Source organism: Paenibacillus sp. NRS-1782, from assembly GCF_050467685.1.
Classification (GTDB): domain Bacteria; phylum Bacillota; class Bacilli; order Paenibacillales; family Paenibacillaceae; genus Paenibacillus; species Paenibacillus terrae_A.
The window spans coordinates 172,598-188,497 of record NZ_JBITPH010000012.1 but is presented as its reverse complement, the minus strand read 5'-3'; the positions used below and the strand labels follow the sequence as shown (position 1 = coordinate 188,497).

The 15,900-nt window shown below is 47.0% G+C and carries 18 protein-coding genes; 1 reads left to right on the top strand and 17 read right to left on the bottom strand.

The window, feature by feature from the left end:
- Nucleotides 1-351: 351 nt before the first annotated feature.
- From ACIFQM_RS04905 to ACIFQM_RS04835, 15 genes are all read right to left on the bottom strand, one after another.
- Nucleotides 352-1,212, bottom strand: a complete 861-nt coding sequence (locus ACIFQM_RS04905; RefSeq protein ID WP_430036678.1) for a nucleotidyltransferase-like protein — start codon at nucleotides 1,210-1,212, stop codon at nucleotides 352-354.
- Between the two features lie 132 nt (nucleotides 1,213-1,344).
- Nucleotides 1,345-3,063, bottom strand: coding sequence for a glycosyl hydrolase family 18 protein (locus ACIFQM_RS04900; protein ID WP_430036680.1), 1,719 nt, complete (start codon nucleotides 3,061-3,063; stop codon nucleotides 1,345-1,347).
- Nucleotides 3,064-3,187: 124 nt separating this feature from the next.
- Nucleotides 3,188-3,634, bottom strand: a complete 447-nt coding sequence (gene perR / locus ACIFQM_RS04895) for a peroxide-responsive transcriptional repressor PerR (protein WP_430036682.1) — start codon at nucleotides 3,632-3,634, stop codon at nucleotides 3,188-3,190.
- A 109-nt stretch (nucleotides 3,635-3,743) separates the two neighbouring features.
- Entirely contained in the window at nucleotides 3,744-5,147 is a 1,404-nt protein-coding gene (locus ACIFQM_RS04890) for a DUF4097 family beta strand repeat-containing protein (RefSeq protein WP_430036684.1), read from the bottom strand.
- 7 nt (nucleotides 5,148-5,154) lie between these two features.
- Nucleotides 5,155-5,730: a hypothetical protein gene (locus ACIFQM_RS04885; protein WP_430036686.1), complete on the bottom strand. Its 576-nt coding sequence runs from the start codon at nucleotides 5,728-5,730 to the stop codon at nucleotides 5,155-5,157.
- Between the two features lie 108 nt (nucleotides 5,731-5,838).
- Complete coding sequence (locus ACIFQM_RS04880; RefSeq protein ID WP_430036688.1) at nucleotides 5,839-6,552, bottom strand: MgtC/SapB family protein; 714 nt, start codon at nucleotides 6,550-6,552, stop codon at nucleotides 5,839-5,841.
- A gap of 76 nt (nucleotides 6,553-6,628) precedes the next feature.
- A complete protein-coding gene (locus tag ACIFQM_RS04875; RefSeq protein ID WP_430036690.1) occupies nucleotides 6,629-7,090 on the bottom strand; it encodes a GNAT family N-acetyltransferase in 462 nt (153 codons plus the stop codon).
- A 98-nt stretch (nucleotides 7,091-7,188) separates the two neighbouring features.
- Nucleotides 7,189-8,634, bottom strand: a complete 1,446-nt coding sequence (gene gatB, locus ACIFQM_RS04870) for an Asp-tRNA(Asn)/Glu-tRNA(Gln) amidotransferase subunit GatB (RefSeq protein WP_430036693.1) — start codon at nucleotides 8,632-8,634, stop codon at nucleotides 7,189-7,191.
- Between the two features lie 26 nt (nucleotides 8,635-8,660).
- Entirely contained in the window at nucleotides 8,661-10,118 is a 1,458-nt protein-coding gene (gatA, locus tag ACIFQM_RS04865; protein ID WP_430065080.1) for an Asp-tRNA(Asn)/Glu-tRNA(Gln) amidotransferase subunit GatA, read from the bottom strand.
- Between the two features lie 27 nt (nucleotides 10,119-10,145).
- Nucleotides 10,146-10,433 (bottom strand): Asp-tRNA(Asn)/Glu-tRNA(Gln) amidotransferase subunit GatC, encoded by a 288-nt coding sequence (gene gatC / locus ACIFQM_RS04860; protein ID WP_430036695.1) that lies wholly within the window; start codon nucleotides 10,431-10,433, stop codon nucleotides 10,146-10,148.
- A 240-nt stretch (nucleotides 10,434-10,673) separates the two neighbouring features.
- Nucleotides 10,674-11,060: an ATPase gene (locus ACIFQM_RS04855; protein ID WP_430036697.1), complete on the bottom strand. Its 387-nt coding sequence runs from the start codon at nucleotides 11,058-11,060 to the stop codon at nucleotides 10,674-10,676.
- Nucleotides 11,061-11,140: 80 nt separating this feature from the next.
- Entirely contained in the window at nucleotides 11,141-11,350 is a 210-nt protein-coding gene (locus ACIFQM_RS04850) for a hypothetical protein (RefSeq protein ID WP_430048517.1), read from the bottom strand.
- A gap of 244 nt (nucleotides 11,351-11,594) precedes the next feature.
- Nucleotides 11,595-12,224, bottom strand: a complete 630-nt coding sequence (locus tag ACIFQM_RS04845) for an MBL fold metallo-hydrolase (RefSeq protein ID WP_430036702.1) — start codon at nucleotides 12,222-12,224, stop codon at nucleotides 11,595-11,597.
- A 4-nt stretch (nucleotides 12,225-12,228) separates the two neighbouring features.
- Complete coding sequence (locus tag ACIFQM_RS04840) at nucleotides 12,229-12,798, bottom strand: thioredoxin family protein (RefSeq protein WP_430036704.1); 570 nt, start codon at nucleotides 12,796-12,798, stop codon at nucleotides 12,229-12,231.
- Nucleotide 12,799: 1 nt separating this feature from the next.
- Nucleotides 12,800-13,414: a DedA family protein gene (locus tag ACIFQM_RS04835; protein ID WP_430036707.1), complete on the bottom strand. Its 615-nt coding sequence runs from the start codon at nucleotides 13,412-13,414 to the stop codon at nucleotides 12,800-12,802.
- A 144-nt stretch (nucleotides 13,415-13,558) separates the two neighbouring features.
- Here ACIFQM_RS04835 and ACIFQM_RS04830 point away from each other — a divergent pair, with 144 nt between their 5' ends.
- A complete protein-coding gene (locus ACIFQM_RS04830) occupies nucleotides 13,559-13,882 on the top strand; it encodes a dehydrogenase (protein WP_430036968.1) in 324 nt (107 codons plus the stop codon).
- A 116-nt stretch (nucleotides 13,883-13,998) separates the two neighbouring features.
- Here the strand turns inward: ACIFQM_RS04830 and ACIFQM_RS04825 are convergent, their stop codons facing one another.
- Nucleotides 13,999-15,213 (bottom strand): class I SAM-dependent methyltransferase, encoded by a 1,215-nt coding sequence (locus ACIFQM_RS04825; protein WP_430036709.1) that lies wholly within the window; start codon nucleotides 15,211-15,213, stop codon nucleotides 13,999-14,001.
- Nucleotides 15,200-15,856 carry a DUF6483 family protein gene (locus ACIFQM_RS04820; RefSeq protein ID WP_430036711.1) on the bottom strand — a complete coding sequence of 219 codons (657 nt, stop codon included), beginning with the start codon at nucleotides 15,854-15,856 and terminating at the stop codon, nucleotides 15,200-15,202. The genes ACIFQM_RS04825 and ACIFQM_RS04820 overlap by 14 nt, the downstream gene beginning before the upstream one ends.
- Nucleotides 15,857-15,900: the final 44 nt, after the last annotated feature.

Here is a 15,900-nt window from a genome sequence, read left to right as displayed (position 1 = left end):
CAGTTTTCAAAGATCAAACCTACAGTGTGTCTTGCTTTTGTCTTGCTTCGTTTCACCACCGCGTCTCAGCGGCGACTTAAATAATGTAACACATAACTTCATTTTACGTCAAGCTTTTTTAAAAAAAATTATTTTCATGCTTGTTTGCAACATATTTATCCTGCTGTAAACAGATCTAAATTATTCATGCTGCTTAATGGGGCGAGTTATAACTTAGCATATCTTTTATAAGCTCGTCAACCTGTAACGACAATTTTTATGTTTTAAGCGTCAATGTGACTCTATTAAGCATAAAAAAAGGAAGAAAAACCCGTTTTAACGGACCTTCCTCCCGCTGATTCGATGTATCCATTAAATAAGGGAATAACGTAATTCACTATGGTGTCCGCGAGTCGTTTCCCTGATTAATGAGCGGTATACAAGCTTACGCAGCACTACGGTAAGATCCAGTTGGAGATTTTTTAGCTCAGAATGATTGATAAGCTCATCTATGGACCAAGGCTCCCATCTGCTGCCTAAAATGCGGAATAGCGGTGCTGAGCACCCCTCCATTTTAGACATCACTGAAAATTCGCAAGCAAGCATCACAAGCTCAACTCGCTGCTCAAGGGTTTCCGTACTTAACGTGAGTTCGTTGTACAGCTTGTAGATCGTACGATCCAACGGCTGTATCTGAACCCACAAGTGAACCGTCGGATAAATTCCCCGATCAATAAGCTCAATGGATGCCCAATGATCCAACGCCTTCAGAATACTCTGATGAGCGTCAATAATCCGACCTTCTCGCATCGCTCTTTTACCATGAACGTAATTAGCCAGAAAACGGGCGAACTCATGAAATTGCTTTTGCTCCCGTAACGGGCCGTTGAATTCGATAATTTCCCGCCTCAAAAAACTAACCCTTTCATCCCGCTCCCACAGGATGCGGCCTTCCAATAAATAATCTATTATGTTGGCATGTTCACCGGCGATAATCCACCCTTTCAGACAATCCAGTGTTACGTACAACACCTGACACCTTAAGCCATTAATCAGTAAATGCTGAATGGAACGGGCTGGCATTCGACTTTCTCCAATAATTAGAATGAGTTCATCAAAATCGTACAGCATGGCTCCATGAAAATATTCGCTCGGCTTTCTATACAAAATAATACCGATCGAATCTTCCTGCAACAATTCATCATATATCAAGCTTAATTTGGTTAGCTGCACTTCTACCTCCATACCTGTAAGGCGGCCATTACCGCTAAATTTGGATATATGTGAACATTTCTACATAAAAAAAGAAACTTCCTTCTTCAATTCTATCATTTTATATTTTATTTCAGGATTTTTGCAAATTCCTCATTTATTTATTTCTTTTAATGTATCCCAAGCGGCTTCATCCGCAAAGGTCCGGTTCCAAACACCGATTCCCCCAAGTTTCAATGACTTGGCAAGTTGTACCCTTGCTTCCAGCGATACACGATCCTCCAGCCAAATCTTTTTAACAATGCCGTCTTCATTATACTCGACATAATTCTGGCCTTCCGACGCTCTAAATTTAGGCTTCAGCTTAAATTTCTCGATAATCGCTGCCGCTGACTCCATACCAAGTGATTTGGAGCTAACCTTGATGGTATCCCCTTTAGGTGTTTCAGACCATACACGAGTGTATAGCGGAATGCCCAAGACAACTTTTTGAGATGGTACTTCATCCTCCTGAATGATTCGCTTGATCGACGTTTCCACCCACGGCAGGGAGGCGACTGAACCAGCCTTCGGGCTGGCTGCCCAATGCTCATCATAGGCCATAACCATGAGATAATCCGTAATGGAACCCAATGATTTTCGATCCAGAAAAGCAGACCACATCTCACTTTGAGATTTAGGTGTTACGTCGATAGACAATATCAAATCATGTTCACGTGCCATCGGCTTAAGCTCTCGCAAAAATTGGGTGACATTGGGTCCATCCTTCGTATGAACATTTTCAAAGTCAATATTGATACCGTCCAGACCATTTTCCCCGGCAAGTGTAATCATCTGATCTATAATCGACTTTCGCCGTTCAAAGGTGGACAAGACCTCTGTCGTTAATTCAGGATTAAAGCTGTTGCTCAGCAAGCCCCATACCTCCATCCCCTTGCGATGCGCCCAACTGACATAGGCAGGGTCCGCTTTGCTTTGTACGGTGCCCTCATTATTTATGACACTGAACCAGGTGGGACTCACCACATTTACTCCAGGCATAGGGTCAAATTTGGAAGGATCGGGTTTACGGTTGTAAACAGCCTCCCAGGCGAGGTTCACAGGTCTCCCCTCCCAGTGATTCTCGGAGATAGATGGAATATCTTTAGCCGGGGCGACCGCAAGCTCTTCTCCTTCAGAGACATTGGCCGCCTGCACATATCCAGCGTAGCCATTATCCAGTTGAACAAAATACCAATCAGCCTGCTTGGACCAAATACGCACCTCCGTTTGTTGAGGTATATCCGTCAAAATAAAAGACAGACTGGAGGCTTCTTTACGCAAAGCAATTTTGGCATCCTGTCGCCCATCCTTCCTCTCCACGTTCCCCAATTTGACTTTCTCTCCGGCTTTCATCAGGATAACTGCACCGGTCACTGTGTCTTCATGAACAGATACACCATATACTTCACGAACAGCTTGCATAGGTATATAAACTAATCCACTAATAATCTGGGGAGCTGCGCTAAGCATATATGATGTTCCATTCAATTCCCCTTGGGGCTTCGAAACGGTCATATGCAACAAATTTTGCCTCGTAGCCAAAATAATAGTTTGGCTGTCGCCCTCATATCGAATCGCCGGATCAATTTTACTTTGCACAAATTTGAGCGGTACCAGCATGTTCTTGCCAGAGTTTTGGGCTTCATATCCGGTCAACTTTCCCTGGATAAAAATCGGACGAACGCTGCCTTTCCAATTGGGTTTTTCATGCAGTGGATTACCGAACCATACGACAGTAATTGCGCAGATGATCGCTGCGAACAATAGCAAGCTTGCTGCCCCTTTGAAACGTGAACGTTTACGGCGGCTTTTGGAATGATTTCTGGCCAATATTCAACCTCCATTGTCGAAAACAAAAGTTATTTAAACAAAAAAACGCGGTAAATCCCCGCTTGTGGGGAATTTCTCACGTTTCCAACCCATTAGAATATATACATACCACACCAAAAAACTTTTATTCCTTGTTTTGCTGAATTTCCTTGTTCATACAAGCTTTGCACACTCCGTATAACTCCATACGATGTCCATGCACTTCGAAACCAGTCTCCAGCGAGGCATGGTGTTCCACTTCAGCCAAGTACGGATAACTGAAATCTTCAATCTTTCCGCATTTTTCGCAAATGATATGATAGTGCTCCGAAACATTGGCATCATAACGACTGGCGTTATCTCCATAGGTCAACTCATGTACCATACCCGCTTCTATAAACATCTTTAAGTTATTATAAACCGTAGCCACACTCATGCTTGGAAACTTGGATTCGAGCGCACGATATATTTCATCTGCGGTCGGATGTCCCATAGATTCCATCAAATAGTTTAATATGGCATGGCGCTGGGGTGTTATGCGTACACCTGTCTTCTTTAGAAGTTCCAAAGCATGCTGGACGCGAGCTACCATATATGTCCACCGCCTTATCCCTTACTTACTATTCGCTTTATTACAAACATTTACATTCTATTCACGTTGTAAGGTCTATCCACATTGTACGGTCAATTCAAGTTTTTTGTCAACGCGCCGCATTATCGATGGATGTCCCGTTGGAGGCTCCGGTAGCGGGAGATTCAGATTCAGCCGAAGGCGTTTCTGATGCATCAAGCACACTTGATCCTGCCGACTCGTCCAAGCCAGGTAGCGATGGCATCAGTAGCCTTTTGATCGTTAAATTACTGTTGCCTTCCACGTTGACCATATACTTACCTGTCCCATTTTGGCCTGAGATACTTTTACTGTCTATTCTAAAAGGGAAGTCTGATCGAAGGTTACCGTAACTGCTGGACCCCTCCAACTGAAAGTCACCATTCGAAGGAAGGTCCAATGCAATATCACCGACGGCACTGTATATTTTCCAATCTCCGCCTACCTGCTCGCTATGCACTTTGATCCCACCATTGAGCGAATTTGCATTCAGCTTGGCTGTGGGATTCAGAACGTTCATGTCACCATTTTGGGTATCAACCGTAATATCACCCTCCGAGCGGGCAAGCTGAATGTCGCCTACCTTCGTACGCAGCGCAACTGTTCCCTCAATATCCCCTGCCTGCATATCGCCGCGATTGGTTTGAACATCTACATCTCCAGTGATACGATGCAATTTGATCTGCCCGTTCAAGGTGACTCCTTTGACATTGCCGATAGCATCATTAACTGTCAGATTCCCATTTCCGCTCTCAAGCCGGATGCTGTCGATAGCATCTACTCCGTTCAGAGTAATATCACCGTTGGAGGTTCTGATCTGCATATTAAATCGCCGATCCTCCGGCACTGTAATTAGCATATTCGTACGGGGCTGACGTCTGCTCGATGCTCCGTATGATTGGACCTCAGGACGAATCTGAATGGTCTTGCCGTCGGTAGAAGTCAGCGAGGAAGCTTGAGCAATCTTGTCCGCTTCAGCAGCAGGCGCTTGATCCACCCACAGGGTCGCGCGTACCTCTACATTGGATATAGGTCGTCTGATCAGCGTTACATCGCCATTGACGGAATCAACTATCAAATCGGACGTTTGCATCATTACAGGCACCAGGACGCCGCCCATATCATATCGGTTCCCTTCCGCCTGACTAAAATCCATGGACGCCGCGGTCAGATTCAAACTAACCTTGTTCCACAGGTACATATAATGATTTTGTTGGGTCATGGTAAAAACAGCAGCGGCCACGACCAATGCGGAGACAATTCCCTTCAGATCAGGTCTAAAACGCCGTCCGTTGTCGGGCTTGCCCTCCTTGCGGTAGTACACCCCAAAAAAAATCAGATACTCCATTCCCCACAGCACAAAAATAATGGGCCACCATACGAGCAGCAAAAGCATATATTCGGTATGCTGAACAACATCCAGGATAAGCAGAACGCCTACAGCCATCAACAGAAGCGAAGAGGTGTAGCGCCCGACTCTTATTTTGCGGTGCACGCCAGCTTCACCCTCTTTCCTTAACCTTTTTACGCTTGACCGACAAGCCCACTTCTCGCAAAAAGACTAATAGTCCGATCAGCATTAATAAAATAGCTAACGACAAAAAGCCATAATCCTCGAAAAAGTTGCCCAGCCAGCGTGGTTTCATACGAAACAGAATCATAAGTCCGCCACCCGCCACGAGCAGCACGGCAAAAGACAAGCCTCTCTCCCAAGCATAAAATGGACTGCTATGCTGTCCTCGTGCATCCATCTGTGCATTACGATCCGGCTTACGGCGATAGCGAACCATATAATCCGCTGATTGTAACACGTCATATACATTATAAAAATATAAAACAGGAATGAACAAGCCGAGCAAAATAAGCAACGGAATGTTAATCCTTAAGCCGTCAGAAGCAACATACAGCATCGCAAAAATATCTAACAGAAGCAATACGATAAATGTAAGTCCTCTAATGAACAGTCCTAAAAAAAGATGCCCCAGGCCAGGTAACAAGGCTGCCATTATAATGGAAATACCTTTGCGAAATTTAGCGTATTTAAAACGTTTACCCTGTTTAGGTTGTTCCGAGTCCATGCCATCCTCCCCCCCTTGAATTCCATGCGTGATCCGCAGCAAAGGCTCCAATGGTTAGATAGTACCCCAATCGGATTCAAGAGTAACTGGAAAAAATATGTTGAACCCTTATTCCACGGAAACTGCCGCTACATCCTCCCACTGCCTAAGATCGGCTGCAATACGCACCGGATTAAAATCCCGGCGAGCCAGCACTTCCAAGGAAACCTCCATGCTCTGCCGATTTGGATGCAGTTCGTGAAAAGGGACATTCTCATGCTCTTTAATCACTATTTTACGTATTTCCACTTTTTCTTGCTCTAAATAAGCCGAAATTTGCTCCAGCAATTGATGGGATGACAGTCCGTACAGTGTTATAAGATGAAGTTGTCGTCCACGCATATACCGCAATTCAACTTTGTTAAACACCCATAAGTTTAGAAATACAAGTACAGTCGCCACAATAGATGGAAAATAAAACCCTGCTCCGACTCCAAGGCCAATGGCTGCTACGACCCAGATGGAGGCGGCTGTCGTTAAACCAGTGATGGACTTGCCTGTAAATATAATAGTTCCAGCGCCTAAAAAACCCACTCCCGTAATCACCGCCGTAGCCAAACGAGCCGGATCAATACGCACATTGGCTTCCTTGATAAAATCGGCAAAGCCGTAAATGGAGAGCAGCATAATAAGCGTCGAGCCGAGACTGACCATAATATGAGTCCTCAAACCAGCCGCATGCTTTGAACGCTCACGCTCAAAGCCGATGCATCCACCGAGGAGCATGGACAGCAAAAGTCGTAAAATGATATGCGAATTGTCTATAACCCAAGGATTATCCATAAAACTCCCTTCTCCAGTTATGTTGTGATTCCCTCGCCGGGTTCGTGGTTTCTGTGCTAGTAAGGCTATTTGAGTGCTATTTCACGTTATGCAGGTGGTATGTGGTTAATTCCACACCCGGAGCCACCTCCACCGCCGATACAGGGCGAAAGCCATGTTTTCGATAAAGGGCCACCGCAGGAGCATTTAAAGTTCCTGTAGATACGATAAACAGCGGTATATGATGATATTTATTCAAAACATGCTTAATTAAGGAACCGGCAATCCCTTTGCGAAAATGATCCGGATGAACCATCATACGTGTAAGAGTGAGCGAATCGGGTGACTCAGACTGCACCGCTAGCGCCCCTAACAGGTCGCCGTCCTCAATCCAGCCATAAAATGTATCTCCGCAGCTTCGCAGCGTATCAAACGTATCCATAAGGGGTGGTATTTCATCAAAACCGATCAGCTCAGCCTCCAGTCTGTAGGCGATGTGCTGAAGATGCCATATCTGACTGACTATTTCATCATCTTCCAATGAACATATATTAATCATGCTGTATCCCTCCTTTTATTCAGGGCAGGCTGCGCTACTGCTTTCTATAGAAAAAGGGGCCTGTCCCTATAAGACAAACCCCTTTCAAATCTATGCCATTAGCGGTTTAACACTTCCGTCAGCAGCTTGTTGGCGAGGCCAGGATTTGCTTTGCCCTTGCTCTCCTTCATCACTTGACCAACCAGGAAGCCAATGGCCTTCTGCTTGCCAGCCTTGTAATCCTCAACCGATTGCGGGTTAGCCGCTACAACCTGCTCGACGATCGTCATGATCGCACCCTCGTCGCTGATTTGCACAAGCCCTTTTTCTTCAACAATTTGCTGCGGCAGTTTATCGCTCTCCAGCATTTCCTTGAAGACCGTTTTAGCGATTTTACTATTAATCGTCCCCTTCTCCAGCAGTCCGATCATTTCACCCAAGCCCCGACCTGTCAGTTTAACCTGCGACAGCTCCACACCTGCACTGTTCAAATACCCGAGCAAATCCCCCATAATCCAGTTGGATACTGCTTTGGCATCCTTCGTGTATTGAAGACTATCCTCGAACAAATCGGCCAGTGGCTTGGAAGACGTAATGACCTGTGCGTCATACTCAGGCAATCCATATTCCGAGGTATAGCGTGCTTTACGCTGGTCAGGCAGTTCAGGAATCGAGGCACGGATACGTTCTTTCCATTCTGCATCAATATGCAGCGTAACAAGATCCGGGTCCGGGAAATAACGATAGTCATGCGCCTGTTCCTTACCGCGCATGGACAGGGTTTTACCTTGAGCCTCATCCCAACGGCGTGTCTCCTGTACAATCGTCCCGCCTTCCTCCAGCGTCTGCTCCTGGCGGAACTGCTCATATTCCAAGCCGCGCTGTACACCACGGAAGGAGTTCATGTTTTTTAGCTCTGCTTTAGTACCCAGCTCTTGCTGTCCATGCGGACGAAGGCTGATGTTCGCGTCGCAGCGAAGCGAACCTTCCTCCATCTTCACATCGGATACGTCACAATACTGCATAATTGCACGTATCTTTTCCAGGTAAGCCTTGGCTTCCTCCGGTGAAGATATTTCCGGTTCCGAAACGATCTCGACCAACGGTGTACCGACCCGGTTAAAATCAACCAAAGACGCATAGCCGCCATCGACATGTGTTAATTTACCTGCGTCCTCTTCCAGATGCAGTCGGGTAATGCCGATACGCTTTGTCTCACCGTTCACTTCAATATCAATCCAGCCATGCTCGCCGATCGGCTGATCGTATTGCGAGATTTGGTAGGCCTTGGGTGAATCGGGGTAAAAATAGTTTTTACGATCAAACTTGCTCACGTCAGCAATCGTGCAATTAAGCGCCATCGCCGCTTTCATCGCATAATCAACGGCCTGACGGTTTAATACCGGCAGTACCCCCGGATGTCCAAGACAAATAGGACATGTGTGTGAGTTTGGCGGCGCTCCGAAGGATGTCGAGCATCCGCAAAATATTTTAGACTTCGTATGCAGTTCCACATGGACTTCCAGTCCGATGACCGTCTCATATTTGGATGTAGTAGTAGTCATGAATGGGTTACCTCCTTTTCGGCAAATTACAGCTGCGGACGCTGCTTGTGAAATTCGGTATTTTGTTCAAAGGCATGCGCTACACGCAGCACGGAAGACTCGTCAAAGGCTTTTCCAATAATTTGCAGTCCCACCGGCAATCCACCTGCAAGACCACAAGGGATACTGATGGCTGGCACTCCAGCCAAGCTCACCGGAACCGTCAAGATATCGTTCAAATACATCGTTAATGGATCATCCACTTGCGAACCGATTTTAAAAGCTGTGGTCGGCGCAGTAGGTCCGATAATGACATCATATTGTTCAAACACACGATCAAAATCCTGTTTGATCAGTGTACGCACTTTTTGAGCTTTCAAGTAGTAAGCATCATAGTACCCGGAACTCAGCGCATAGGTGCCCAGCATAATCCGGCGCTTCACCTCGGGGCCAAAGCCCTGCGTGCGGGACTGATGGTACAGATCCAGCAGGTTGTCCGGATTGTCTGCACGCACGCCATAGCGTACACCGTCAAAACGGGCCAGATTGGACGATGCTTCGGATGAAGCCAGCAGATAGTATGTGGCTACCGCATATTCGGTGTGCGGAAGAGAAACCTCTTCCCATACCGCTCCCAGTCCTTCCAGCGTTTTCAGCGCGTCCAGTACCTTTTCCTTGACCTGTGGATCGACACCCTCACCCAGATACTCCTTAGGTACAGCAATACGAAGCCCTTTTACATCTCCGGTCAAAGCGTTCAAGTAATCAGGAACGTCTACCTTGGCAGAAGTGGAGTCCTTGTAATCATAGCCTGCAATGGCTTGCAGTACGTACGCGGAATCCTGAACATTTTTCGTAATCGGTCCAATTTGGTCTAAAGAGGAAGCAAAGGCCACCAGGCCAAAACGTGATACCAGACCATAGGTTGGCTTCAAGCCCACTACGCCACAATAGGACGCAGGCTGGCGAATGGACCCGCCTGTATCGGAGCCGAGGGTGAAATAAGCCTCGCCTGCTGCTACAGCCGCAGCCGAGCCACCACTGGAGCCGCCGGGAACGCGTTCCAGATCCCAAGGATTTCGTGCCGGGAAGAAGCTGGAGTTCTCGTTAGAGCCGCCCATGGCGAATTCGTCCATGTTCATTTTGCCCAGTGTCACGGCTTGCGCCGTACGCAATTTGTCGACAACCGTTGCATCGTACACGGGATCAAAATTCTTCAAAAACTGACTGCCGCATGTTGTACGCAGCCCTTCTGTCACGATGTTATCCTTAATACCGACTGGCAGGCCAAACAGCAAACCCCGTTCCTCTCCTGAGATCAGATGATCGTCCAACTGACGTGCGGATGCACGTGCCTGCTCCTCGTCAACCGTAATATAGGCCTTGATCTTGTCTTCCCGCGCACCAATCGTCTCCAGAGCGTGACCCACCAGGTCACTCACGGAAATTTCCTTTTGATGCAGCTTGTTATGTATTTCCGGCAATGTATTATCAAACAAGCTCAATTTGCATCCTCCTTTCAAATGTGGAATCTATTCCAGAACAGCAGGAACTTTAAACTGTCCGTCGTCTTCTTCAGGTGCATTGCGCATCACTTGCTCGTGTGTCAAACTTTCGTGAACTTCGTCGTCCCGCATGACATTGCTGACGTGCAGCACATGAGTGGTCGGTTTTACCTCTTCCGTATCCAACTCATTCAGCTTCTCCGCATAATGAAGAATAGCGTTCAATTGCCCTGTCATCGTGTCTTCCTCAGCTGCGGTCAGATTCAACCGTGACAGCTTGGCTACGTGACGGACATCTTCCGTGGAAATGTTCATACAAAAACCTCCTCTTATCAAAAATGCTACACCGAACTTTGAAATAACGTTTTTAATTATAGGATAGAACCCTTTACAATTCAATCTTTGACGCGGTACAGAAGCAAACTGTGTTACCTAGCGGTAAAATGCTACTAAATGTATATAAAAAAAGCACCTCTCGGTGCTCTTTCGAAAAGCGATAGGAGCTAAGAATGTGCTAATTATATATTCTTCAAAAGAGTCGGCATGAGCCGCCCCCTATATCCAAGCACGTAAATTGACTTGTCTAATAAAATCAGCCTGTGACAACAATTCTGTCGCGGTCTCTTCTTCCTCAACCTCTACCAAATCAAGACCACCGTTCATCACATGTCTGAACAGCTTCTCATTATGCGTAGCAAGGGCGTAATCTATCAGCGCTTCACGCTCAATCCGTTCGGCTTCCAGCTTCAAAATGCTTTCTTCCAGCTCAATGTCCCCGGATGGTACAAAAAAGTTGCGATTCACCTTCGGGACGCGAATGACATAGTCAAAAGCATTGTCCGCATTACGGTCGTAAGCAATGATATAACCATGTTCGCCCACAGGAAGATTCTGCTCAAAAGCATCCGCGACGATCATAATTCTAGTTCCTAAATGATGCATCGTTAGCCCCCCCGTTTGTCTGAACTTATCTGCTAAGTCTACTAAAAAAAAAGTAGCTTGTCTATATCATCTATGTATCTTCAAAACTCTCCGTCTCCACGTCCCAGCCTGTACTCATTCAGCCTTGCATGCCAATTCTGTGCAATGGCTCCGTCCTGTTTTGTTACCTTTTTCCAAGTTATTACCTTCGGTTTAGAACCTTGCACAGAAGCTCCGTCTTCTGTCTTTATGGAAAAATGGCGGCTATCTCCATTCTCACGATGTAACCCAGATATATACTTCCTTTTCATTGATGCTCCCCCTTGTGATCTGACGGCCAAATGCCTCTTTATCCTCTTAATGGGCAAAAAAAAGAACGCAAACCGGGATTCATCCACAGCTTGCGTGCTTCGCGAGTTTAGTATGTAACTTCAATATGTGTATGTTAACAAAAATAAAAACCTTTGTCTATACACAATTTATAATTTATTGTCGAAATGGGGCAAAACCTGTCACAACATTGATAATGCCCCAGTTGAAAACATTCATCACTTTTTATCGTATATACGGATTGTTGGCTTTCTCATACCCGATGGACGTTTTGGGACCGTGACCAGAATACACCGTAATGTCATCTCCAAGCGGGAACAGTTTGTTCTGAATGGAATCGTACAAGTCCCGTTCCCGCCCACCTGTCAAGTCTGTGCGGCCGACACCCTGACGGAATAATACATCGCCGGAGAACAAGTCCTTACCACACAAAAAGCTGACGCTTCCGGGTGAGTGCCCAGGTGTAGAGAACACCTTGAATGTATGCCCGATCAGGTTCAATTGCTGACCTTCCGCCAAATCATATTCGGCAGGCTCCGTCGAGATCGGCGGGGATGCCTCCGGCCACATCAAAGAGCCATTTAATTTAGGGGATGTAAGCCAGTCCTGCTCCAAAGGGTGCAGATAAACCGGACAGCCCTTCGCTTTGCGAATCTCATCCACTCCTCCGATATGATCAAAATGAGCATGGGTCAGCAATATGGCTTCAATCTTCAGTGACTCAATGGCTCTCAGCAAAGGGCCCGGATTCATGCCCGGATCAATGATAACGGCACGCTGCGGGTCATCCCCCTGAAGCAGATAGGCATTCGTTTGGAGCGGGCCCAGATTAAAGCTGCGAATAGACAACGTCATTTTTTTAAAATCCCGAGATTAGCTCGCGCAATTCCTGAACAATTACAGGATGACTCTCGGTTCCCTCCCCATATTTCTCAGCCATCTCTTTGCGAGCGACCGCAATTTTTTCTTGATAATCATCGGCTTCCCTATCCGGATTTTCACGTTTGAACCTGATCATAATTTGTTGGACATGTGCAGGACGCGGTCCCCAGTGACCCAGTACATGACCCCCTGTATCGGCAAAAATCACAATCGGCACGGCACGCCCGCCCATCGTCAGGAAGTCATCCATCAGCGCTTGGTGGTTTTCCAAAATCAACACTTCGGCCGGAATCCCGCTATTCTCCAGCGCACGGAATACAACCGGCACGTTGCGAACTACATCTCCACACCAGTCGGCGGCCAAGATGAGTACACGCAGGTCATCCCGATGGTTCAGGCTTTCAAAATACTCGCGGTCCTCTTCACGGTTCCACACAAACTGATCATACCCGGAGCAGAAGGTTTCCTTGTTCTTTTCCATCCCCTCCATAAACTGTTCGGGGCTCAGGCCCTTTCCGAAATATTGCGACACGTTAGTACGACTCATGTTACACACTTCCTTTCTTGTTTTTGGACACAATCCATTTGATAACAAAATAAATGATCAAGAGCGCAAGGGCGACCAGCAAAATCGGTTTGATATAAGGTGCTGCCACTTCGTCAATCTCATCCCACTTGTCTCCAAGCAGCATTCCTAAATATATAAACAGAACAGACCAAGGTATAACTGCCAGCGTCGTCAAAATAATAAAACGCCATACACTCATGCGAGCCAGCCCGGCAGGGATTGAGATCGCGTGACGAACAACAGGAATAAAGCGGGCTGTGAAAATGACCCCTGTGCCGTATTTGTTAAACCAGGCTTCGGCGTGGTCGACATGGCTTTTTTTGATGAGTATGTATTTTCCGTACTTATCCAGCACCGGTCTGCCGCCATAGCGTCCAATCCAGTAAATAAACAGTTGTGCCAGCACTCCGCCAATGGTTCCAAACACGACCGCACCAAAAAAATTAATGTGACCCGAGGAAACTAAAAAGCCGCCATAAGCGAGGACAATTTCACTTGGAATGACCTCAACCATCAGGCCTAGCATAATACCAAAATACCCAAGACTACGAATGATCTCAAACAAATAATTAATAATACTAGATAGATAGTCCATTTTTCTTACCACTCCCTGCCTGTTTCTCTATTTTCATAAGTGTATCACAGCGGCAGAACAAGTCGCCACTTCGCCCAAACAGGGAGGACAGTGACCCTCGCTCTTCTGCCCGCATAAGTTGTGAGAGAGAGGAGGGGATATGATATGCCTCCCGGCAAAATCCCCAAACATAACAATCCGCAATCCCGTTTACCCACGGCTCGTGGTATCCGGCGTGCATGCAGCAAAGAGCTATACCGAACCTGCAAGCGTCTGCCTGTTCACATCGCCCCCAATCTGGTCAAGCAGGGCGAGGAACTGTACTGTCACAAGGTCGTCGGACACCTCATCTGGATCGCCGAAAACCACAGCAACCGCAGACTACTGTGCGACTGGTGGGATGAGGATGTCAGCGAGGAGCTCGCGGCATTGTGGCAGGTAGATCGCACCGTTTTGTGCACTGCCTTTAGAAGTGCCTATGGCGGATAATTCTGCGTACCCAGGAATAGGCTACTACGCAAGGTGAGCAACCTGTAACGGCAACTGTAAACTGTGATTTACAAAAAAGTGGAGCCACCCCGCAGTGGCCCCACTTTGCTATATTTCTAGCCCTGCTTCTTCGTCTGCCCTGCTCCCTCGGGAAGCAAATCCGCACAAGCACGCTCCAAATAAGGATCAGCATGAATAAAATCACGAAATGCCGTGTATTCACGCCATAAAACAGAGCGTTCCCCGGCTTGCCCTTTGACGGCACGGATCAAAATATTTTTTGGCGTATGCTCCATGTCGATAAATTCCAGCAGCTGTGTCCGATATCCCATCATGTCCAGCAGCTTGGCCCGGATACCGTCTGTCGCCAGCGCTGAAAAGCGCTCCTTCAAAATACCGTGGGAAAGCAACGGCTCCAGCACCGGATTTTCCAGCTGGCTGAACAGCTCATGCTGACAGCACGGAACCGACAAAATGACAGATGCATCCCAACGAACTGCCTTCTCCAGCGCGGCATCCGTTGCGGTATCACAGGCATGCAAGGTCACAACCATATCCACCTGCTCCAGCTCGTTATAGTCCGCGATGTCACCGACCAAAAACTCCAATTGGCGGTATTGCAGCTTTTGAGCCAGAAGATTACAGGTTTCAATAACGTCTGCCTTCAAATCCAAACCCACGATCTGCAAAGGCCGTTTTTGCTGTACTGCCAAGTAATGATACAGTGCAAAGGTCAAATATGATTTGCCGCAGCCAAAATCCACAATAGTTAACGGACGACCTACGGGAAGGTTAGGCAGTACATCCTGCACCATTTCGAGAAAACGGTTGATTTGGCGGAACTTATCATACTTGCGGGCCAGTACCTTGCCGTCCTCATTCATGATCCCAAGCTCAATCAGGAAAGGAATCCGTTCTCCTTCTTCCAGCACATATTGCTTTTTACGGTTATGAGACAGATCGGCTGTACTTTTACTCGGTGATTTTGTCAAAATGGACACTTTATATTTTTTACTGATCAGCACCTGATAGTCCGCATCCTTCGCACACAAGAGTCCTTGACGGAACGTGTCCTCAAACAAGGCGGTCATGCGCTCGTTAGCTTCGTCAGGGGGCAGGTTTTCATGAATGACTTTGTTGCTATAATGAAAAGCAAACTGGTAATGCAGCTTGTTCTTCAATTCCACAGGCTTGATTTGCACTTTGGTAAAGGAAGCATCCTCTCGTTTACGAAGCTGACTCAGCGTCGCGGTTATGAGGGTTCCTCCTGTAGTTAGTTGGTATATAAGTTCACGCAGTGAATCCAAAAGGTACATCTCACTTTCTTTCATGTAGTTGGGTAATCTCGACCAAACCCTCGGTTACTTCCCGGCGTGAAAGTCCACCCCGTTGAAGCTCCACATCAGTCTTATCCAGCAATTGATTATAAAATGCCTCTGCTTCTGGCAGCAGCTCCGGCTGCTCCCATGCCAGTCCGAACCAGACATCAGCGGCCTCATCCAGTCTGTCCTCTCGCTCGTAATGGACAGCCAGCAGCTTGCTTGTATCGGCTGGTAGCTCATATTCCCGAACCAAATTGACGATACACGCAATTCGTTCAGGCAGAACCTGAATGTCACGGGTCGCGCCATTCAAATCACTGTACAAATATAGATGAAGGGATTTAATCAAGATTCGTATTCCCTCGTCTGTTCTGTCGGTTTCCAGGTAAATAGCGGCTTCTTCTTCCAAAACGCGAGCCACCTGCTGAAGCTTGTCCGCTTCAATACCGGGACCCAGTCGGAAAAGCTCTATAATTTGTTCCGGCGGCAATCGTCTGAGCAAATCTGAACGAAGACGAAACTGCTTGTTGAGCAGGTCATCCAGTTGTTTCAGCGCTTCGACGTGTTTATTTTCACGCCTTAGACCGAGCACCGATGCCACTGCGGATGTCATTTCTTCCATCATACTGAGCAAATAATCTTTTCTGAGCAAGCCGTTCCCTTCCTTTCATCCCGATGCCTCGACAACTAGGAACC